Source organism: Klebsiella africana (genome assembly GCF_020526085.1).
GTDB classification, from domain to species: Bacteria; Pseudomonadota; Gammaproteobacteria; order Enterobacterales; family Enterobacteriaceae; genus Klebsiella; species Klebsiella africana.
The window spans coordinates 676,261-695,182 of record NZ_CP084874.1 but is presented as its reverse complement, the minus strand read 5'-3'; the positions used below and the strand labels follow the sequence as shown (position 1 = coordinate 695,182).

At 58.5% G+C, this 18,922-nt stretch carries 20 protein-coding genes, 1 tRNA gene and 2 pseudogenes; 16 read left to right on the top strand and 7 right to left on the bottom strand.

What is annotated here, in order from left to right:
- Nucleotides 1-133 precede the first annotated feature (133 nt).
- Together LGL98_RS03410 and LGL98_RS03405 are read left to right on the top strand one after the other, a co-directional pair.
- Entirely contained in the window at nucleotides 134-754 is a 621-nt protein-coding gene (locus LGL98_RS03410; protein WP_002916862.1) for a TIGR04211 family SH3 domain-containing protein, read from the top strand.
- A gap of 61 nt (nucleotides 755-815) precedes the next feature.
- Nucleotides 816-2,057, top strand: a complete 1,242-nt coding sequence (locus tag LGL98_RS03405) for a multifunctional CCA addition/repair protein (protein ID WP_136031374.1) — start codon at nucleotides 816-818, stop codon at nucleotides 2,055-2,057.
- An 11-nt stretch (nucleotides 2,058-2,068) separates the two neighbouring features.
- Here LGL98_RS03405 and bacA read toward each other — a convergent pair whose 3' ends face one another.
- Nucleotides 2,069-2,890 (bottom strand): undecaprenyl-diphosphate phosphatase, encoded by an 822-nt coding sequence (gene bacA / locus LGL98_RS03400; RefSeq protein WP_110924707.1) that lies wholly within the window; start codon nucleotides 2,888-2,890, stop codon nucleotides 2,069-2,071.
- A 198-nt stretch (nucleotides 2,891-3,088) separates the two neighbouring features.
- On the bottom strand, nucleotides 3,089-3,472 hold the full coding sequence (gene folB / locus LGL98_RS03395) for a bifunctional dihydroneopterin aldolase/7,8-dihydroneopterin epimerase (RefSeq protein ID WP_032733826.1): 384 nt from the start codon (nucleotides 3,470-3,472) through the stop codon (nucleotides 3,089-3,091).
- A gap of 107 nt (nucleotides 3,473-3,579) precedes the next feature.
- Here folB and plsY point away from each other — a divergent pair, with 107 nt between their 5' ends.
- Both plsY and LGL98_RS03385 read left to right on the top strand, forming a co-directional pair.
- The gene (plsY, locus tag LGL98_RS03390) at nucleotides 3,580-4,197 is read left to right on the top strand and encodes a glycerol-3-phosphate 1-O-acyltransferase PlsY (protein ID WP_025710515.1); all 618 of its coding nucleotides are present in this window, start codon (nucleotides 3,580-3,582) and stop codon (nucleotides 4,195-4,197) included.
- A gap of 131 nt (nucleotides 4,198-4,328) precedes the next feature.
- Nucleotides 4,329-4,448: a hypothetical protein gene (locus LGL98_RS03385; protein ID WP_168435284.1), complete on the top strand. Its 120-nt coding sequence runs from the start codon at nucleotides 4,329-4,331 to the stop codon at nucleotides 4,446-4,448.
- Nucleotides 4,449-4,521: 73 nt separating this feature from the next.
- On the opposite strand, the pseudogene LGL98_RS03380 reads toward LGL98_RS03385, so the two are convergent.
- Nucleotides 4,522-4,605 (bottom strand): annotated as a pseudogene (locus tag LGL98_RS03380) (short-chain dehydrogenase); the annotation flags it as partial.
- Between LGL98_RS03380 and LGL98_RS03375 the strand changes: the two are divergent.
- The 8 genes from LGL98_RS03375 (at nucleotide 4,595) to LGL98_RS03340 (ending at nucleotide 11,306) form a co-directional block, all read left to right on the top strand.
- Nucleotides 4,595-5,419, top strand: coding sequence for an urease accessory protein UreD (locus tag LGL98_RS03375; protein ID WP_136031372.1), 825 nt, complete (start codon nucleotides 4,595-4,597; stop codon nucleotides 5,417-5,419). The pseudogene LGL98_RS03380 and the gene LGL98_RS03375 sit on opposite strands and share 11 nt — an antisense overlap.
- Nucleotides 5,420-5,428: 9 nt before the next feature.
- Nucleotides 5,429-5,731, top strand: a complete 303-nt coding sequence (locus tag LGL98_RS03370) for an urease subunit gamma (protein WP_002916871.1) — start codon at nucleotides 5,429-5,431, stop codon at nucleotides 5,729-5,731.
- Nucleotides 5,732-5,740: 9 nt separating this feature from the next.
- Nucleotides 5,741-6,061 (top strand): urease subunit beta, encoded by a 321-nt coding sequence (locus tag LGL98_RS03365; protein WP_136031370.1) that lies wholly within the window; start codon nucleotides 5,741-5,743, stop codon nucleotides 6,059-6,061.
- Nucleotides 6,054-7,757, top strand: coding sequence for an urease subunit alpha (gene ureC / locus LGL98_RS03360; RefSeq protein WP_015958999.1), 1,704 nt, complete (start codon nucleotides 6,054-6,056; stop codon nucleotides 7,755-7,757). The genes LGL98_RS03365 and ureC overlap by 8 nt, the downstream gene beginning before the upstream one ends.
- A gap of 9 nt (nucleotides 7,758-7,766) precedes the next feature.
- Entirely contained in the window at nucleotides 7,767-8,243 is a 477-nt protein-coding gene (ureE, locus tag LGL98_RS03355; protein ID WP_109234201.1) for an urease accessory protein UreE, read from the top strand.
- Nucleotide 8,244: 1 nt separating this feature from the next.
- Entirely contained in the window at nucleotides 8,245-8,919 is a 675-nt protein-coding gene (locus tag LGL98_RS03350) for an urease accessory protein UreF (protein ID WP_136031461.1), read from the top strand.
- A gap of 8 nt (nucleotides 8,920-8,927) precedes the next feature.
- Nucleotides 8,928-9,545, top strand: coding sequence for an urease accessory protein UreG (gene ureG / locus LGL98_RS03345; protein WP_002916877.1), 618 nt, complete (start codon nucleotides 8,928-8,930; stop codon nucleotides 9,543-9,545).
- Nucleotides 9,546-9,698: 153 nt separating this feature from the next.
- Nucleotides 9,699-11,306 carry a purine-cytosine permease family protein gene (locus LGL98_RS03340; RefSeq protein WP_136031368.1) on the top strand — a complete coding sequence of 536 codons (1,608 nt, stop codon included), beginning with the start codon at nucleotides 9,699-9,701 and terminating at the stop codon, nucleotides 11,304-11,306.
- A gap of 44 nt (nucleotides 11,307-11,350) precedes the next feature.
- Here LGL98_RS03340 and tsaD read toward each other — a convergent pair whose 3' ends face one another.
- Complete coding sequence (gene tsaD / locus LGL98_RS03335) at nucleotides 11,351-12,364, bottom strand: tRNA (adenosine(37)-N6)-threonylcarbamoyltransferase complex transferase subunit TsaD (protein WP_136031366.1); 1,014 nt, start codon at nucleotides 12,362-12,364, stop codon at nucleotides 11,351-11,353.
- Between the two features lie 237 nt (nucleotides 12,365-12,601).
- Here tsaD and rpsU point away from each other — a divergent pair, with 237 nt between their 5' ends.
- From rpsU to rpoD, 3 genes are all read left to right on the top strand, one after another.
- The gene (gene rpsU, locus LGL98_RS03330) at nucleotides 12,602-12,817 is read left to right on the top strand and encodes a 30S ribosomal protein S21 (RefSeq protein ID WP_001144069.1); all 216 of its coding nucleotides are present in this window, start codon (nucleotides 12,602-12,604) and stop codon (nucleotides 12,815-12,817) included.
- Between the two features lie 111 nt (nucleotides 12,818-12,928).
- On the top strand, nucleotides 12,929-14,674 hold the full coding sequence (dnaG, locus tag LGL98_RS03325; RefSeq protein ID WP_004149864.1) for a DNA primase: 1,746 nt from the start codon (nucleotides 12,929-12,931) through the stop codon (nucleotides 14,672-14,674).
- A gap of 218 nt (nucleotides 14,675-14,892) precedes the next feature.
- Complete coding sequence (gene rpoD / locus LGL98_RS03320; protein WP_136031364.1) at nucleotides 14,893-16,734, top strand: RNA polymerase sigma factor RpoD; 1,842 nt, start codon at nucleotides 14,893-14,895, stop codon at nucleotides 16,732-16,734.
- A 99-nt stretch (nucleotides 16,735-16,833) separates the two neighbouring features.
- On the opposite strand, the gene mug is transcribed toward rpoD, so the two are convergent.
- Nucleotides 16,834-17,340 carry a G/U mismatch-specific DNA glycosylase gene (gene mug, locus LGL98_RS03315; RefSeq protein ID WP_002917636.1) on the bottom strand — a complete coding sequence of 169 codons (507 nt, stop codon included), beginning with the start codon at nucleotides 17,338-17,340 and terminating at the stop codon, nucleotides 16,834-16,836.
- Nucleotides 17,341-17,464: 124 nt separating this feature from the next.
- Here mug and LGL98_RS03310 point away from each other — a divergent pair.
- Nucleotides 17,465-17,540 (top strand) — tRNA-Ile (locus tag LGL98_RS03310).
- Between the two features lie 362 nt (nucleotides 17,541-17,902).
- Here the strand turns inward: LGL98_RS03310 and LGL98_RS03305 are convergent.
- Together LGL98_RS03305 and LGL98_RS03300 are read right to left on the bottom strand one after the other, a co-directional pair.
- Nucleotides 17,903-18,097 (bottom strand): hypothetical protein, encoded by a 195-nt coding sequence (locus LGL98_RS03305; RefSeq protein ID WP_136031362.1) that lies wholly within the window; start codon nucleotides 18,095-18,097, stop codon nucleotides 17,903-17,905.
- Nucleotides 18,098-18,505: 408 nt separating this feature from the next.
- Nucleotides 18,506-18,868 (bottom strand): annotated as a pseudogene (locus LGL98_RS03300) (P2 family phage major capsid protein); the annotation flags it as partial.
- Nucleotides 18,869-18,922: the final 54 nt, after the last annotated feature.

Sequence of the window (18,922 nt, the reverse complement as noted above, 5' to 3'; positions counted from 1 at the left end):
TGCGGCGAATCGCCATGCAACGCGCTTTTTGCCGGGCCACCTCCTGGATGATTCCGATTGTGGCGGAAAACTTTGCGTCGCTCTGGCGATGCCTCTACTATCGTTCCACTTTTTATGACCAAACGATGACCTGATGCCAAAATTACGCCTGATTACTTTTACTTTGCTCGCGCTTAGCGCCGCCACGGCGGTTCACGCAGAAGAAAAGCGCTACGTTTCCGATGAGCTGAACACCTGGGTTCGCAGCGGCCCGGGCGATAATTATCGTCTGGTCGGCACCATCAACGCCGGGGAAGAAGTGTCGGTACTGCAAACGAACGACAGCACCAGTTACGCGCAAATTCGCGACAGTAATGGCCGTACCGCCTGGATCCCGCTGAAAGAGCTGAGCAACGAGCCCAGCCTGCGCACCCGCGTCCCGGATCTGGAAAACCAGGTCAAAACGCTGACCGATAAACTGAATAACATCGACGCCACCTGGAACCAGCGCACGGCGGATATGCAGAAGAAAGTCGCCGGCAGCGACAGCGTGATTAACGCGCTGAAGGACGAGAACCAAAAGTTGAAAAACGAGCTGGTTGTCGCGCAGAAGAAGGTGAATGCGGCAAATCTGCAGCTTGATGATAAACAGCGTACCATTATCATGCAGTGGTTTATGTACGGCGGCGGTGTGCTGGGCGTCGGTCTGCTGCTCGGTCTGGTATTGCCGCATCTGGTGCCAAGCCGCAAACGTAAAGATCGGTGGATGAACTAATTCGTCTTCTCTGCCAGACTTACGTATCATCTTGCGAAAAACAGATACGGGAGAATCAGGCGTGAAGAGTTATCTGGTCGGTGGTGCGGTGCGTGACGCGCTGTTAGGGCTGCCGGTCAAAGACCGAGACTGGGTGGTGGTGGGCGCCACCCCGCAACAGATGCTTGACGCGGGCTATCAACAGGTAGGCCGCGACTTTCCCGTGTTCCTCCATCCGCAAAGCCGGGAAGAGTATGCTCTGGCCCGCACCGAGCGCAAATCCGGCGCGGGCTATACCGGTTTTACCTGCTATGCCGCCCCTGACGTCACCCTCGAAGCCGATCTGCTGCGCCGCGACCTGACGGTCAACGCCCTCGCCCAGGATGCCGACGGCGCAATTATCGACCCCTACGGCGGACAGAACGATCTCCGCCAGCGTCTGCTGCGCCATGTCTCTCCCGCGTTTAGTGAAGATCCGCTGCGCGTGCTGCGCGTGGCGCGCTTTGCCGCCCGCTACGCCCACCTCGGCTTTCGCATTGCCGAAGAGACTCAGACCCTGATGGCCGCGATGGTTGAGGACGGCGAGCTGGCGCATCTAACGCCGGAGCGGGTGTGGAAAGAGACGGAAAGCGCATTAACTACTCGCAACCCGCAGGTCTTTTTCCAGACGCTGCGCGACTGTCAGGCCCTCAAGGTGCTGTTCCCGGAGATTGACGCCCTGTACGGCGTGCCGGCCCCGGCGAAGTGGCACCCGGAAATCGACACCGGCCTGCACACCCTGATGACCGTCACGATGGCCGCGATGCTGTCGCCGGACGTCGATGTGCGCTTCGCCACCTTGTGCCATGACCTCGGCAAAGGGCTGACGCCGAAGGCGCTCTGGCCGCGTCACCACGGCCATGGTCCGGCGGGAGTCAAGCTGGTGGAGCAGCTCTGCGTGCGTCTGCGGGTGCCGAACGATATCCGCGATCTCGCGAAACTAGTGGCGGAGTACCATGATCTGATCCACACCCTGCCGATCCTGCAGCCGAAAACCCTCGTCAAACTCTTCGACAGCATTGACGCGTGGCGCAAACCGCAGCGCGTGCAGCAGATCGCGCTCACCAGCGAAGCCGACGTCCGCGGACGCACCGGTTTCGAGGCCAGCGATTACCCGCAGGGGCGCCTGCTGCTGGAGGCCTGGGAAGTGGCGCAATCGGTCTCCACTAAAGAGGTCGTGGCGGCGGGCTTTAAAGGAGCGGAAATTCGCGAGGAGCTGACGCGGCGGAGAATTGCGGCGGTAGCACAGTGGAAGGAACAGCGTTGCCCCCAGCCGCAAGGCTGAGGGCGCAGGCCTTAGAAGAAGACCACGTACACCGCTGCCGCGACGATAAAGCGGTAGATAGCGAACGGAATGAACGAGATCCGTTTGATCAGCTGCAGGAAGGTTTTAATCGCAATCAGCGCCACGATAAACGCCATCACGAAGCCGACGGCAAACATCGGGACATCGCCCATGTTCAGGAAGCCGATGCTCTTGTAGACGTCCAGCACGGTGGCGCCCATCATCATCGGTACCGCCAGCAGGAAAGAGAACTCCGAGGCCGCATAGCGGCTGACACCCATCAGCATGCCGCCGGAGATAGTCGCCCCCGAGCGGGAGAAGCCTGGCCACAGCGCCAGGCACTGAAAGCAGCCGATGACGAACGCCTGACGATAGGTCATATCGTCAATCCCGACCGCGCGCGGCTGTTTCGGCTTCAGCACTTCCGCCGCAATCAGCAATATGCCGCCGACAATCAGGGCGTACATCACGTTCACCGGGTTAAACAAGGATTTAATGGTGTCATGGAAAATCAGCCCCATCACCACCGCGGGGATCATACCGAGAAGGATATGGATAAGCGACAAACGGCCGCTGCCCTGGCCTTCATGCGCCGGCGGTTTCCCGAAATGGATGCCGATCAGGCCGAACAGGCGACGCCAGAACATCACCACCACGGCGAGTATCGAACCTAACTGAATCACCACTTCAAAGGTATTTGCGGTATCACCTTCAAACCCCAGCAGGTGACCAACAATAATCATATGACCGGTACTGGAAACAGGTAAAAACTCTGTCAAACCCTCAACCACACCCAATATTGCCGCCACCAGCAGCGAGTGTATATCGCTCATCCAATTAAACCCTTTAAAAAAGTAAAATGAAAAAAACCAGGAACACGGTATCGTTCAACAGGCACAACCCGGCTACCAGAGCGCGCCAAATCCGCAGCGTAGAGGAAGTACACGCGGATTTACCCACCGTTCTGGAAGGACATCGCCAGTAAAATTGCCTGATGACCGGATGCTATGACCGGTATAAACGCAATTTGTTTAACAAGTATGACTTGAAAAGTTTTGTTTCAGATTAAGGCCACGTTCAATAATCACCCCGACGTTTGCCGCGCGGGCCACAGCGCCAGGTTTGCTGACTTTTATGCGTACCCAGGGCGACTGGAATGTTTCCAGCAGCAGGTCGGCCACCTCTTCCGCCACCCGCTCTACTAACGCGAATTTTCCCCCCTCCACATGCGCGATCACGCGCTCGCTGATATCAGCATAGCTGAGGCAGTCGCTGACATCATCGCTGGCAGCGGCCTTGCGGTTATCCCATGCAATTTCGATATCGAACACCAGCTTCTGCTCAATGGTTTGTTCCCAGTCATAAACACCAATAGTGGTGATTACCGAAAGTTGCTCTATAAATACAATATCCATCACGCCCTGCCTGCTTTTTAGCTAAACCGGATACCACTTCCGGCGAATTATGCGTATTATCCACAGATGCAGAGAATACAACGACATTTTCAAAACGGAACAGCGTTATGAGTGCAATCGCGCCTGGACTGGTACTCCTCGCCTACCTCTGCGGCTCCATTTCCAGCGCCATTCTGGTATGTCGCCTTGCTGGCCTGCCCGACCCACGTGACAGCGGCTCAGGCAACCCCGGGGCCACTAACGTACTACGAATTGGCGGAAAAGGGGCGGCCGTAGCGGTACTTATTTTTGATGTGCTGAAGGGCATGCTCCCGGTGTGGGGCGCCTGGGCGCTGGGCCTTACGCCGTTCTGGCTGGGTTTAGTGGCGATTGCCGCCTGCGTAGGCCATATCTGGCCTATCTTCTTTCATTTCCGCGGTGGTAAAGGCGTTGCCACGGCCTTCGGCGCTATCGCCCCCATCGGTCTCGATCTGACCGGGGTGATGGCCGGGACCTGGCTGCTGACCATCCTGCTCAGCGGCTACTCTTCCCTGGGCGCTATCGTCAGTGCGCTGATCGCCCCGTTCTACGTCTGGTGGTTCAAACCGCAGTACACCTTTCCGGTGTCGATGCTCTCCTGCCTGATCCTCCTGCGCCATCACGACAACATTCAGCGCCTGTGGCGCCGCCAGGAGAGCAAAATCTGGACCCGCGTGAAGAAGAAAAAAACGCCAGAGCAGAAGTAATCTCCCCTCCCGGCTCCGCCAGCCGGGCGACTCCCCTGCGCGAATCGCACCTTTCACCCGCTCTTTTACGCCTCCTCGCCATCAAAGGCGATCATCGCCACATCCCCCTTTTGTAACAATGCGTTAGCGGTATGGAAAGGCAAAAGTTGCGCTGGCGGCTGGCGGCGCGGCGCAACCCGATCCGCCGCCTTTTCCGCCGCGACCAGGCAGCGGATCAGGATATTGACGACAAATATAATCCGGGTGAATAATTCGGAGCGGTTATGCCGCTTTCCCCTCGCGCCCGTCACGACGCACCGGGTTACGGATGACATAAGCGTTTCATATGACCGGGATAATCACCCACCGATCAATACTCATTGCTGCTGTTTTATCTTGATTTTGCAGGGGCGCAACATTGCACGGCACCGTGTTACCACCACTCAAAAAAGGCTGGCAGGCCACGCTGGATCTGCGCTTTCAGCAGGCCGGCGGCAAGACCGTTCTCGCCAGCGCCCAGCACGTCGGCCCGCTGACCGTCCAGCGCCCGTTTTACCCGGAAGAAGAGACCTGTCACCTCTATCTGCTTCACCCGCCCGGCGGCATCGTCGGCGGTGATGAACTGACAATTAGCGCTCATCTTGCCCCCGGCTGCCATACGCTGATCACCATGCCTGGCGCCAGCAAGTTTTACCGCAGCAGCGGCGCGCAAGCGCTGATGCGTCAGCAGTTGACCGTTGCCCCGCAGGCGACCCTGGAGTGGCTCCCGCAGGATGCCATTTTCTTTCCCGGAGCGAATGCCCAGCTATTCACCACCTTTCATCTTTGCGCCTCCAGCAGGCTGCTGGCCTGGGATCTGCTCTGCCTTGGCCGCCCGGTGATTGGCGAAACCTTCAGCCATGGCACCCTCAGTAACCGACTGGAGGTATGGGTGGATGATGCGCCGCTGCTGGTCGAGCGCCTGCTCTTAAAGGAAGGAGAGCTATCCAGCGTCGCCGAACGTCCCTGGGTCGGCACGTTGCTGTGTTATCCAGCTACCGATGCCCTGCTCGACGGGGTGCGCGACGCGCTGGCGCCGCTCGGTCTCTACGCCGGCGCCAGCCTGACCGACCGCCTGCTGACGGTACGTTTCCTCAGTGACGATAATCTGATTTGCCAACAGGTGATGCGCGACGTCTGGCAGTTTCTGCGCCCTCATCTCACTGGCAAATCCCCCGTACTTCCCCGAATCTGGCTGACTTAAGAGAACGTTATGGAACTGACCCCCCGAGAAAAAGACAAGCTATTGCTGTTTACCGCCGCGCTGGTAGCGGAACGTCGTCTGGCCCGCGGCCTGAAGCTCAACTATCCGGAGTCCGTAGCCCTGATCAGCGCCTTTATTATGGAAGGCGCTCGCGACGGCAAAAGCGTGGCCTCGCTGATGGAGGAAGGCCGTCACGTCCTGACCCGCGAGCAGGTGATGGAGGGCGTCCCGGAAATGATCCCGGATATCCAGGTCGAAGCCACCTTTCCGGACGGCTCGAAGCTGGTCACCGTTCACAACCCGATTATCTGAGGTAGCGCCATGATCCCCGGTGAATATCACGTTAAGCCCGGTCAGATAGCCCTGAATACCGGCCGGGCGACCTGTCGCGTGGTCGTTGAGAACCACGGCGATCGGCCGATTCAGGTCGGTTCGCATTATCATTTCGCCGAGGTCAACCCGGCGCTGAAGTTCGACCGTCAGCAGGTCACTGGCTATCGCCTGAATATCCCGGCCGGCACGGCGGTACGCTTTGAACCCGGCCAGAAACGCGAGGTCGAGCTGGTGGCCTTCGCCGGTCACCGCGCCGTCTTCGGCTTCCGCGGCGCGATCATGGGCCCTCTGGAGGCAAACGATGAGTAATATTTCACGCCAGGCCTATGCCGATATGTTCGGCCCCACCGTCGGCGACAAGGTGCGCCTGGCCGATACCGAGCTGTGGATCGAGGTGGAAGATGATTTGACCACCTACGGGGAAGAGGTCAAATTCGGCGGCGGCAAAGTGATCCGCGACGGCATGGGCCAGGGGCAAATGCTCGCCGCCGACTGTGTCGACCTGGTGCTCACTAACGCGCTGATCGTCGACCACTGGGGGATCGTCAAGGCCGATATCGGCGTGAAGGACGGCCGGATCTTCGCCATCGGCAAAGCCGGCAACCCCGACATCCAGCCCAACGTCACCATCCCCATCGGCGCCGCGACGGAAGTAATTGCCGCCGAAGGAAAAATTGTCACCGCCGGCGGGATCGATACCCATATTCACTGGATCTGTCCGCAGCAGGCGGAAGAGGCGCTGGTCTCCGGCGTGACCACCATGGTCGGCGGCGGCACCGGCCCGGCCGCAGGCACCCACGCGACCACTTGTACCCCAGGCCCGTGGTATATCTCACGCATGCTGCAGGCGGCCGACAGCCTGCCGGTCAATATCGGCCTGCTGGGCAAGGGCAACGTTTCTCAGCCGGACGCCCTGCGCGAGCAGGTGGCGGCGGGCGTCATTGGCCTGAAAATTCATGAGGACTGGGGCGCCACCCCGGCGGCGATCGACTGTGCATTAACCGTCGCCGATGAAATGGACATTCAGGTCGCCCTGCACAGCGACACCCTGAATGAATCCGGTTTTGTGGAAGACACCCTCGCCGCCATCGGCGGGCGCACCATTCACACCTTCCATACCGAAGGGGCCGGCGGCGGCCATGCGCCGGACATCATCACCGCCTGCGCCCATCCAAACATTTTGCCGTCGTCCACCAACCCAACGCTGCCCTACACCCTCAACACCATCGATGAACATCTCGATATGCTGATGGTCTGCCACCATCTGGACCCGGACATTGCCGAGGACGTGGCCTTTGCCGAGTCGCGCATTCGCCGGGAAACCATCGCCGCGGAAGACGTGCTGCACGACCTCGGCGCTTTCTCGCTCACCTCCTCCGATTCGCAGGCCATGGGCCGCGTCGGGGAAGTGATTCTCCGCACCTGGCAGGTGGCGCACCGCATGAAGGTGCAGCGCGGCGCGCTGGCGGAGGAGACCGGGGATAACGATAACTTCCGCGTGAAGCGCTACATCGCCAAATACACCATCAACCCGGCGCTGACCCACGGCATCGCGCACGAAGTCGGATCCATTGAGGTGGGTAAGCTGGCTGACCTCGTGGTCTGGTCGCCAGCCTTCTTCGGCGTGAAACCGGCCACCGTGATCAAAGGCGGCATGATCGCCATCGCGCCGATGGGCGATATCAATGCCTCTATTCCGACCCCGCAGCCGGTGCACTACCGCCCGATGTTTGGCGCGCTGGGCAGCGCCCGCCATCACTGCCGCCTCACCTTCCTGTCGCAGGCGGCGGCAGCCAATGGCGTTGCCGAGCGGCTGAACCTGCGCAGCGCGATCGCCGTAGTGAAAGGCTGTCGTACGGTGCAGAAAGCCGACATGGTGCATAACAGCCTGCAGCCCAACATCACCGTCGACGCCCAGACCTATGAGGTGCGGGTGGATGGCGAACTTATCACCAGCGAGCCGGCAGACGTTCTGCCGATGGCGCAACGATATTTTCTGTTCTAAGGAGAGCGGATGCTTTATTTAACTCAACGTCTCGAGACCCCCGCCGCCGCGACCGCCAGCGTTACGCTGCCGATTGATGTTCGCGTCAAAAGCCGGGTGAAGGTCACCCTCAACGATGGCCGGGAAGCCGGCCTGCTGCTGCCCCGCGGCCTGCTGCTACGCGGCGGCGATGTGCTCAGCAACGAAGAAGGCACCGAGTTTGTGCAGGTGATTGCCGCTGATGAAGGGGTGTCGGTAGTGCGCTGCGACGATCCGTTTATGTTGGCGAAGGCCTGCTACCACCTCGGCAACCGTCACGTGCCGCTGCAGATCATGCCGGGCGAGCTGCGCTACCATCACGATCACGTGCTGGACGATATGCTGCGCCAGTTCGGCCTGACGGTGACCTTTGGCCAGCTGCCGTTCGAGCCGGAAGCCGGGGCTTACGCCAGCGAAAGCCACGGTCATCATCATGCTCATCATGACCACCACGCTCACAGCCACTAGCATGTCGACAGCGGAACAACGCCTGCGGCTGATGCAGCTGGCCAGCAGCAACCTGCCGGTAGGGGGTTACAGCTGGTCCCAGGGGCTGGAGTGGGCCGTGGAAGCCGGCTGGGTACCGGACGTCGCGGCCTTCGAGCGCTGGCAGCGGCGGCAGATGACGGCGGGCTTTTTTACCGTTGACCTGCCGCTGTTCGCCCGCCTGTACCGCACCTGCGAACAAGACGATATCGCCGCGGCTCAGCGCTGGACCGCCTATCTGCTGGCCTGCCGGGAGACCCGTGAGCTACGGGAGGAGGAGCGCAACCGCGGTGCGGCGTTTGCCCGTCTGCTGAGCGACTGGCAGCCGGACTGTCCGTCGCCGTGGCGCACGCTGTGCCAGCAAAGCCAGCTCGCCGGGATGGCCTGGCTCGGCGTTCGCTGGCGCATTGCGCTGCCCGAGATGGCCCTCAGCCTGGGCTACAGCTGGATTGAGAGCGCTGTGATGGCCGGCGTCAAGCTGGTGCCCTTCGGCCAGCAGGCCGCCCAGCAGCTGATTTTACGTCTTTGTGATTACTACGCGGCCCAGATGCCCCACGCGCTGGACACGCCGGACGGCGATATCGGATCGGCCACCCCGCTCGCCGCTATCGCCTCTGCCCGGCATGAAACCCAATACTCCCGATTATTCCGTTCCTAGGAGAAGCCATGAACTCTTATAAACACCCGCTGCGCGTCGGCGTCGGCGGCCCGGTCGGCTCCGGTAAAACCGCTTTGCTGGAAGCGCTGTGCAAAGCGATGCGCGATACCTGGCAGCTGGCGGTAGTCACTAACGACATCTACACCAAAGAAGATCAGCGCATCCTCACCGAAGCGGGCGCGCTGGCGCCTGAACGCATCGTCGGTGTGGAAACCGGCGGCTGCCCGCATACGGCGATCCGCGAAGATGCCTCGATGAACCTCGCCGCCGTAGAAGCGCTGAGTGAAAAATTCGGTAACCTCGACCTTATCTTCGTGGAAAGCGGCGGCGACAACCTGAGCGCCACCTTCAGCCCGGAGCTGGCGGATCTGACCATCTACGTCATCGATGTGGCCGAAGGGGAGAAGATCCCGCGCAAAGGCGGACCGGGGATTACCAAATCCGATTTTCTGGTGATCAATAAAACCGACCTTGCCCCCTATGTGGGCGCGTCGCTGGAGGTGATGGCGAGCGATACCCAGCGTATGCGCGGCGATCGTCCATGGACCTTCACCAATCTGAAGCAGGGCGACGGCCTGAGCACCATTATCGCCTTCCTCGAAGACAAAGGCATGCTCGGCAAATAGGCCTGTTGCACCAGCCGGGCGCAGGCGCGTCCGGATGGTGCAGCCTCTGCTCTATCTCTATATCACCCTGCCCCCACCTCCGCGCCACGCCTGCCCTGCAATATGGCATAAGGTTTGCTAATTCAAGTCATGCCTAACCATTAAGGAATGACTATGTCATCACTGGATCTCAACCCTGAATTACCCGCGACGACGCGGACTTCCGGCTCCCGGGAAACCTTAGAAGATTACACCTTACGTTACGCCCCGCTGAGCTTTCGCCGCTGGGGACCGGGCGTCGTCGCGGTCACCGCGCTGGGCGGCATCGCCTATCTGGCCGACTTTTCCATCGGTGCCAGCATCGGTATGGCGTGGGGCACCAGCAACGCCATCTATTCGATCCTGGTGGCGGCGCTGGTGATCTTCCTCACCGGTATTCCGCTGGCGATCACCGCCGCGCGCTACAACATTGACCTTGACCTGATCACCCGCAGCGCCGGCTTCGGCTATTTCGGCTCGGTGATCACCAGCATTATTTTTGCCGGCTTCACCTTTATCTTCTTCGCCCTCGAAGGCTCGATCATGGCCCAGGGGCTGCTGGTGGGCCTCGGGATCCCGCTGTGGATGGGATATCTGATCGCCACCCTGATGGTGCTCCCGCTGGTGGTCTATGGCATGAAAGCCCTGACCCGCCTGCAGGTGTGGACCACGCCGCTGTGGCTGGTGCTGATGGTGGTGCCGGTGGTGTGGCTGATTGTCAAAGATCCGCAGCTGGTGGACGGCTTCCTGCATTTCGCCGGTAAAAACAACGCGTCGACGGTGGATATCACCGCTATCATGCTCGGCGCCGGGGTATGCCTGTCGCTGATCATGCAGATTGGCGAGCAAATTGATTACCTGCGCTTTATGCCGCCTAAGACCGCGGAGAACCGTAAAAGCTGGTGGCTGGCGGTCTTTTCCGCCGGCCCGGGCTGGGTGGTGTTAGGGGCGATCAAACAGATCATTGGCGCCTTCCTCGGCTTCTATCTGTTGACCCGTTTCCCGGCGGTGCACAATACCGAACCGGTGCAGCAGTTCGTCAGCGTCTTCGATAACCTGGTGCCCGGCTGGCTGGCCCTGACGCTGGCGGTGGTGCTGGTGGTGATCTCGCAGATCAAAATTAACGTCACCAATGCCTACTCCGGCTCGCTGGCGTGGACCAGCGCCTGGACTCGCACCACCAAACGCTATCCGGGACGGATTATTTTTGTGGTGGTCAACCTGGCGATTGCCCTGGCGCTGATGGAGGGCGATATGTTCAGCGCCCTGTCGTGGATCCTCGGCTTTTACTCCAACTTCGCCATCGCCTGGGTCGTGGTGGTGGCGACCGACATCACCTTTAATAAAGGCTTGCTCAAGCTGGCCCCCGCGCAGCCGGAGTATCGCCGCGGCATGATCTACAACATTAACCCGGTGGGCGTGGTCTCCTTTGGTCTGGCCGCCGGGCTGTCGATCTGCGCCTTCTTCGGCCTGCTGGGGGCGACGCTGGCGCCGTTCTCGCCGCTGATTGCACTGGTCGTCGCCTTTGTCATGACCCCGCTGATGGGGATCCTTACCCGCGGGCGCTACTATATTAAGCAGGTGGATGACGGCATCGCCGAGCCGCGCTATGACGCGGCGGGGAACGCCTCTACCACCGTGTATCAATGCGTTAGCTGTGAGGAAGAGTACGAGCGCCCGGATGTGATGCACTCGCACAAGCATCAGGGAGCCATCTGCTCGCTGTGTAAAAGTATGGAGTAGTCAGGAAGGCAGGCCGACGTGACGTCGGCCTGTTTCAGGATGCGTTAGGCGGCAGGCAGCTCGGCCAGCGGCCAGCGCGGGCGAACCGTCACGCCGAGCTCGGCTTTGGCGCCGGTTTGCAGACGCACCATGCCGGCGTAGGCGATCATCGCGCCGTTATCGGTACAGAACTCAGGGCGGGCGTAGAACACCTCGCCGCCGCGTTTTTGCATCATCTCCGCCAGCTTCGCCCGCAGGGTACGGTTGGCGCTCACGCCACCCGCCATCACCAGACGCTTAAAGCCGGTTTGCTCCAGCGCGCGGCGACATTTAATCATCAGCGTATCGACGACCGCATCCTCAAACGCGCGGGCGATGTCGGCGCGGGTTTGCTCATCGTCGCCATTATTGCGAATGGTGTTGGCGGCGAAAGTTTTCAGGCCTGAGAAGCTGAAATCGAGCCCCGGGCGGTCGGTCATCGGCCGCGGGAAGACGAAGCGGCCTTCAGTACCCTGGGACGCCATTTTCGACAGCATCGGCCCGCCGGGATAATCCAGCCCCAGCAGTTTCGCGGTTTTATCAAAGGCTTCGCCCGCCGCATCGTCAATCGACTCGCCCAGCAGTTCATACTGACCAATACCGGTGACGCTAATCAGCTGGGTGTGGCCGCCGGAAACCAGCAGCGCGACGAACGGGAACGCCGGCGGATTATCTTCCAGCATCGGCGCCAGCAAGTGCCCTTCCATATGGTGTACCGGGATCGCCGGCACGTTCCAGGCGAAGGCCAGCGACCGGCCAACGGTCGCCCCGACCAGCAGCGCGCCGACCAGGCCAGGACCCGCCGTATAGGCAACGGCGTCGATATCTTTTGCCGTCAGACCGGCTTCTTTCAGCGCCGCCTGGATCAGCGGCACCGTTTTGCGCACGTGGTCGCGCGATGCCAGCTCCGGCACCACGCCGCCGTAATCCGCATGCAGTTTCACCTGACTATACAATTGGTTGGCTAACAGACCTTGCTGGTCGTCATAAATCGCGATGCCGGTTTCATCGCAGGATGTTTCAATGCCCAGTACACGCATGAGTTGTTTTACCTCGCTTCAATACCGCGCAGTGTAGGTCCAATGACCGGCGATGTAAAACTTTGCTCACCCCTGGTGCTCTCTTCGTGTATACTCCTCACCCTTATAAAAGTCCCTTTCAAAAAAGGCGCCGGTGCTTTACAAAGCAGCAGTAGTTGCAGTAAAATTCCGCACCATTTTGAAATAAGCTGGCATTGCGGCCAGCGGCAAACCGAATTAATCAAAGGTGAGAGGCACATGCCGGTAATTAAAGTACGTGAAAACGAGCCGTTCGACGTAGCTCTGCGTCGCTTCAAGCGTTCCTGCGAAAAAGCAGGTGTTCTGGCGGAAGTTCGTCGTCGTGAGTTCTATGAAAAACCGACTACCGAACGTAAGCGCGCTAAAGCTTCTGCAGTGAAACGTCACGCGAAGAAACTGGCTCGCGAAAACGCACGCCGTACTCGTCTGTACTAATCTGTTGAGAGCGACGCTCTCAATTCAGACCGAGTTGTAGTTGTAAGGCCGTGCTTCCGAAAGGAATGCGCGGCTTATTTTCGTTTATAGTCATCAGAAATAACGGGGCTTATGGCTGGACGAATTCCACGTGTATTTATTAGCGATCTGCTTGCCAGAACCGACATCGTCGATCTGATCGATGCGCGGGTAAAGCTGAAAAAGCAGGGCAAAAATTTTCACGCGTGCTGTCCGTTCCATAACGAAAAAACCCCCTCTTTCACCGTCAACGGTGAAAAACAGTTTTACCACTGCTTCGGCTGCGGGGCGCACGGCAATGCTATCGACTTCCTGATGAACTACGACAAGCTCGAGTTCGTGGAAACGGTCGAAGAGCTGGCCGCCATGCACAACCTCGAAGTGCCTTATGAAGCAGGCAACGGACCCAGCCAGATAGAGCGCCATCAACGGCAGAACCTCTACCAGTTACTGGATGGTCTGAATGCGTTTTACCAACAGTCTCTGATGCAACCCGCCGCCGACCCTGCGCGCCAGTACCTGGCGAAACGGGGGTTAAGCAGCGAGGTGATTACGCGCTTTGCCATCGGCTATGCTCCCCCGGGTTGGGATAACGTTTTAAAACGTTTTGGCGGCAATCAGGAAAACCGCCAGTCGCTTATTGATGCCGGCATGCTGGTCACCAACGATCAGGGACGCAGTTACGACCGCTTCCGCGAACGGGTGATGTTCCCCATCCGCGATAAGCGAGGCCGGGTGATTGGGTTTGGCGGACGGGTGCTGGGCGATGCCCTGCCGAAGTATCTCAACTCCCCGGAAACCGACATATTCCATAAAGGCCGCCAGCTATATGGCCTGTATGAAGCGCAGCAGGATAACCCCGAACCACCGCGTTTGCTGGTTGTCGAAGGGTATATGGACGTCGTGGCGCTGGCACAATACGACATTAACTATGCCGTAGCCTCGCTGGGCACCTCGACCACGGCCGATCATATCCAGCTGCTGTTTCGGGTGACGAATAACGTCATCTGCTGCTACGACGGCGACCGGGCCGGCCGCGATGCCGCCTGGCGCGCGCTGGAGACGGCGCTGCCGTACATGACCGATGGTCGCCAGCTACGCTTTATGTTTCTGCCTGACGGCGAAGACCCGGATACGCTGGTGCGTAAAGAGGGCAAAGCGGCGTTTGAGGCGCGGATGGAGCAGGCTCAGCCGCTCTCCACGTTCTTGTTTAACAGCCTGCTGCCGCAGGTCGATCTGAGTACCCCGGACGGGCGCGCACAGCTGAGCACGCTGGCGCTGCCGCTGATAACCCAGGTCCCGGGCGAAACGCTGCGCATCTATTTGCGTCAGGAGTTGGGCAATAAGCTGGGCATTTTAGATGACGCGCAGCTTGAACGATTAATGCCAAAACAGGCGGAAAATGGCGCGCCGCGTCCCGCACCGCAGCTAAAACGCACGACCATGCGTATACTAATAGGACTGCTGGTGCAAAACCCGGATCTGGCGCCGTTAGTCCCGCCGCTGGAGGGACTGGACTCGCGCAAAATGCCGGGACTGAGCCTGTTCAGCGAACTGGTGAAGAGCTGTCTGGCGCAGCCTGGTCTGACAACCGGGCAACTTTTAGAGCAATATCGCGGCACAAAAGAGGCCGCAACCCTTGAAAAACTGTCGATGTGGGACGATATAGCAGATAAAGACATCGCTGAACAAACCTTCACCGACTCGCTCAACCATATGTTTGATTCACTGCTGGAACTGCGACAGGAAGAGTTGATAGCTCGCGATCGCACACACGGTTTAAGCAGTGAAGAACGCCGGGAGCTCTGGACCATCAGCCAGGAGCTGGCGAAGAAATAAATGACAGACAGTATCCTTCACGTTGTATCAAAGCAGTAAGAAAATGCAGAACAACGTGAAGGAAAAGTATTTAACGGCTTAAGTGCCGAGTATCGATCGGGAAGCCCCCGACAGCCGCGCAGAGGCGCAGCGGCAATAATATAAGTACGCCCTCGCTTTAAATGTCGACAGCCCGTCTGCCGACACCAATCAAACGAATTAAGTGTGGATACCGTCTTATGGAGCAAAACCCGCAGTCACAGCTGAAGCTTCTTGTCCAACGTGGTAAGGAGCAAGGCTATCTGACCTATGCCGAGGTCAATGACCATCTGCCGGAAGATATCGTCGATTCCGATCAGATCGAAGACATCATCCAAATGATCAACGACATGGGCATTCAGGTGATGGAAGAAGCACCGGATGCCGATGATCTGATGCTTGCCGAAAACACCGCGGATGAAGATGCTGCCGAAGCCGCCGCGCAGGTGCTCTCCAGCGTGGAATCCGAAATCGGGCGCACGACCGACCCGGTGCGCATGTACATGCGTGAAATGGGTACCGTAGAGCTGCTGACCCGTGAAGGCGAAATTGACATCGCCAAACGCATCGAAGACGGCATCAATCAGGTGCAGTGCTCCGTTGCCGAATATCCGGAAGCGATCACCTACCTGCTTGAGCAGTACGACCGTGTTGAAGCGGAAGAAGCCCGTCTGTCCGATCTGATCACCGGTTTCGTCGATCCGAACGCCGAAGAAGATATGGCGCCAACTGCCACCCACGTTGGCTCCGAGCTGTCTCAGGAAGAGATGGATGACGACGAAGACGACGACGAAGATGAAGACGCCGACGACAACAGCGATGACGACAACAGCATCGACCCAGAGCTGGCCCGTGAGAAATTCGCCGAGCTGCGTACCCAGTACGAGCTGACGCGCGACACCATCAAAGCCAAAGGTCGTAGCCATGCCGCCGCCCAGGAAGAGATCCTGAAGCTGTCTGAAGTCTTCAAGCAGTTCCGCCTGGTGCCGAAGCAGTTCGATTACCTGGTCAACAGCATGCGCAGCATGATGGATCGCGTTCGTACTCAGGAACGTATCATCATGAAGCTGTGCGTTGAGCAGTGCAAAATGCCGAAGAAAAACTTCATCACGCTGTTCACCGGCAACGAAACCAGCGAAACCTGGTTCAACGCCGCGGTGGCAATGAACAAGCCGTGGTCCGAGAAGCTGCTGGAAGTGAAAGAAGATGTGCAGCGCGGCCTGCAGAAGCTGCAGCAGATCGAAGAAGAGACCGGCCTGACCATCGAGCAGGTTAAAGATATCAACCGTCGCATGTCCATTGGCGAAGCGAAAGCCCGTCGTGCGAAGAAAGAGATGGTGGAAGCGAACCTGCGTCTGGTTATCTCGATCGCCAAGAAATACACCAACCGCGGTCTGCAGTTCCTCGACCTGATTCAGGAAGGCAACATCGGTCTGATGAAAGCGGTCGATAAGTTCGAATACCGTCGCGGCTACAAGTTCTCGACCTACGCCACCTGGTGGATCCGTCAGGCCATCACCCGCTCTATCGCGGATCAGGCGCGCACCATCCGTATTCCGGTGCATATGATTGAGACCATTAACAAGCTCAACCGTATCTCCCGTCAGATGCTGCAGGAGATGGGCCGTGAACCGACCCCGGAAGAGCTGGCTGAGCGTATGCTGATGCCGGAAGACAAAATCCGTAAAGTGCTGAAGATCGCCAAAGAGCCTATCTCCATGGAAACGCCAATCGGCGATGATGAAGATTCGCATCTGGGGGATTTCATCGAGGATACCACCCTCGAGCTGCCGCTGGATTCCGCGACCACCGAGAGCCTGCGTGCGGCAACGCACGACGTGCTGGCCGGCCTTACCGCTCGTGAAGCGAAAGTGCTGCGTATGCGTTTCGGTATCGACATGAACACCGACCACACGCTGGAAGAAGTGGGTAAACAGTTCGACGTTACTCGCGAACGTATCCGTCAGATCGAAGCGAAGGCGCTGCGTAAACTGCGTCACCCGAGCCGTTCTGAAGTGCTGCGTAGCTTCCTCGACGATTAATCGTCGCGGGACATCGTCCACAGCCTGTTAAAAAGCTCCCTGCGGGGAGCTTTTTTTATGGCGTTCAGGTGGCCATTCGGGGAAAGTCGCCTCTCTCCGCTACTGGCCGCGGGTCGCCAGGGCATCATCCAGTTCACGATAGGCCGCCACCAGCTTATCGAGCGTCGCCCGGTTTAAGCCGCTGGGATTGGGCAGCACCCACACCTGGGTCGTCCCGATGGTCATAGCCTGTTTCCCCCACTTCGCGCCGCGCTGATTAAAGGCGAGCTCGAAGGCCTGCTTGCCGAGCACCGCCAGCGCCTGCGGCTGATACTCCTCAATTTTCCGCACCAGCTCACGGCCACCGCTGCGCAGCTCCTGTAGGGCGACCTCGCTGGCCTGCACCGTCGGACGCTCTACCAGCATGGTGATGCCGCAGCGCGTATCCAGCAGCTGCAGCTCCTCTTCCGGCCTTAGCTGCCGATCGGTAAACCCGGCCTGATGGATAACCTTCCAGAAGCGGTTACCAGGATGGGCAAAATGAAAGCCGGTATGGGCGGAGGACTTCCCCGGGTTGATACCGCAAAAGACAACGCGCAGGCCCGGCGCAAGGATATCGCTAATCATGTTTTCTCCGGCTGTATGGCTAAAACATGATTATAAAGGATTGAAAATTCATTGTTTATAAAAACAGCAGCTGCGCGCTTTACGCTGGATTGCAACCGTCAGTTACTTTATAATCCCTCGCCACGGCCCCTTAGCTCAGTGGTTAGAGCAGGCGACTCATAATCGCTTGGTCGTTGGTTCAAACCCAACAGGGGCCACCAAATTTTAGCTTTAAAATCATATAATTAAGCCACTCGAAAGAGTGGCTTTTTTGTTTTTGGTGGCAGATGTCCCCTTTTTGTCCCCCGCCATAAATCTTTCCCCGTTGTTCAATGCTGGCCTCTCCCTATCTTTTCCGCGTTTTGTCACCAGCCCCGGAGATAAAAATTTGTAGATGGCATCATTTAAAAAATGGAAATTAGCGTCAGTCGATTTCAGTTACAAACCTTTGAGTGCCTCCCTCGCAGCCCGCGCCAGCCCTGGATTTCTGATAGCGCCGCCGCCCTCCCTTGGTCGCCCTTTAGATCCTCTCAACCTCACGTAAAAATAATTTTTCTCTTAAATATCTGTTAGTTGCAACTTCTTATAGATCCTTTGCAGATCCTTTTTGCTGAAAAAAACTGAAATTCGTTTCAATCTTTTCAGTTGCCAGTTTTCCGCAAACCGCCAGCGGTGGCGCGGTCCGGCGGTGTCGTTTGTAGAAAAATAAAACTGAAAAATGTTTATGATCCAAAAACCGCAGGCGGGTGCGGTGTAGCGCCGTTTTCGTCGCAGACATTCTTATTTTGTCCGCGTGTGGCTGCGCTGGCGGCACGTGGCGCGTTTGATCTCTTTGACGTGTGGCGGCGCGTTATTTGCGGCGTTGGGCTGCTGTGGTGGTGCTGACGCGCTCTGGTGATGGGTGTAAAAAAGTCCGCGTAAAGCGGGCGTGGTTCTGTCGGTATCGAGCAACGTCAAAAGCAACTGTACTGCAGGCGGATTACCTGGCGATAGCGGGGGAATACTTTTTGTTTAGTCCGGTGGCCCTGGTGCCGGTTGCCGCAATATCAGCGCTGTTCGTGGGCCGGTCAGTGTCGCTATGGGTATGGCTGGCCGTCAGCTCTGCCAGTTCACCGACTCCTGGCGATCCAGCTGACGTTGCATTGCAATCCGCTGGCTGTGACGTTGTGCGGGTGAAAGTCCCATATCAGCCCCCTAATACCTTGCCGATAGTCACTGCCGACTCATCAATGGCGGCATACAATTCCGGCACTTCAACGGCATATCCTTCATTACGCAGGTATTTGTTTTCGAACTGCTTACGGTCTTCAACAAATTCACCTTTACGCATACGGGTATTGCGCTGGGTGTAGATATGCAGGTTGCTAAGCGGCGTTACCACCATACGTTTGCCCGGCATAAATGGCGGGATAATGGCTTTACGGCCCGCGATGGTTTCACCCAGCAGCTACGCGGCGATTTTCTCCGTCGGACGGTCAGTGGCCTGATACAGCCGGTATTGCTCCGCCGCCACCAGATCAGCACCAACCAGCACCACCAGACGCGGGTCAATTGGGAGGTAAGGCGTGGGGATGGTGATTGTAATGTTAGGGCGCATAAGGCA

Bases quoted from the DNA above. Each gene is read 5' to 3' on its own strand.
- LGL98_RS03410 (WP_002916862.1), top strand. From the start codon at position 134: ATGCCAAAATTACGCCTGATTACTTTTACTTTGCTCGCGCTTAGCGCC.
- bacA (WP_110924707.1), bottom strand. From the start codon at position 2,890: ATGAGCGATATACACTCGCTGCTGGTGGCGGCAATATTGGGTGTGGTT.
- folB (WP_032733826.1), bottom strand. From the start codon at position 3,472: ATGGATATTGTATTTATAGAGCAACTTTCGGTAATCACCACTATTGGT.
- plsY (WP_025710515.1), top strand. From the start codon at position 3,580: ATGAGTGCAATCGCGCCTGGACTGGTACTCCTCGCCTACCTCTGCGGC.
- LGL98_RS03385 (WP_168435284.1), top strand. From the start codon at position 4,329: ATGGAAAGGCAAAAGTTGCGCTGGCGGCTGGCGGCGCGGCGCAACCCG.
- LGL98_RS03370 (WP_002916871.1), top strand. From the start codon at position 5,429: ATGGAACTGACCCCCCGAGAAAAAGACAAGCTATTGCTGTTTACCGCC.
- LGL98_RS03365 (WP_136031370.1), top strand. From the start codon at position 5,741: ATGATCCCCGGTGAATATCACGTTAAGCCCGGTCAGATAGCCCTGAAT.
- ureC (WP_015958999.1), top strand. From the start codon at position 6,054: ATGAGTAATATTTCACGCCAGGCCTATGCCGATATGTTCGGCCCCACC.
- ureE (WP_109234201.1), top strand. From the start codon at position 7,767: ATGCTTTATTTAACTCAACGTCTCGAGACCCCCGCCGCCGCGACCGCC.
- LGL98_RS03350 (WP_136031461.1), top strand. From the start codon at position 8,245: ATGTCGACAGCGGAACAACGCCTGCGGCTGATGCAGCTGGCCAGCAGC.
- ureG (WP_002916877.1), top strand. From the start codon at position 8,928: ATGAACTCTTATAAACACCCGCTGCGCGTCGGCGTCGGCGGCCCGGTC.
- LGL98_RS03340 (WP_136031368.1), top strand. From the start codon at position 9,699: ATGTCATCACTGGATCTCAACCCTGAATTACCCGCGACGACGCGGACT.
- tsaD (WP_136031366.1), bottom strand. From the start codon at position 12,364: ATGCGTGTACTGGGCATTGAAACATCCTGCGATGAAACCGGCATCGCG.
- rpsU (WP_001144069.1), top strand. From the start codon at position 12,602: ATGCCGGTAATTAAAGTACGTGAAAACGAGCCGTTCGACGTAGCTCTG.
- dnaG (WP_004149864.1), top strand. From the start codon at position 12,929: ATGGCTGGACGAATTCCACGTGTATTTATTAGCGATCTGCTTGCCAGA.
- rpoD (WP_136031364.1), top strand. From the start codon at position 14,893: ATGGAGCAAAACCCGCAGTCACAGCTGAAGCTTCTTGTCCAACGTGGT.
- mug (WP_002917636.1), bottom strand. From the start codon at position 17,340: ATGATTAGCGATATCCTTGCGCCGGGCCTGCGCGTTGTCTTTTGCGGT.
- LGL98_RS03305 (WP_136031362.1), bottom strand. From the start codon at position 18,097: ATGTCTGCGACGAAAACGGCGCTACACCGCACCCGCCTGCGGTTTTTG.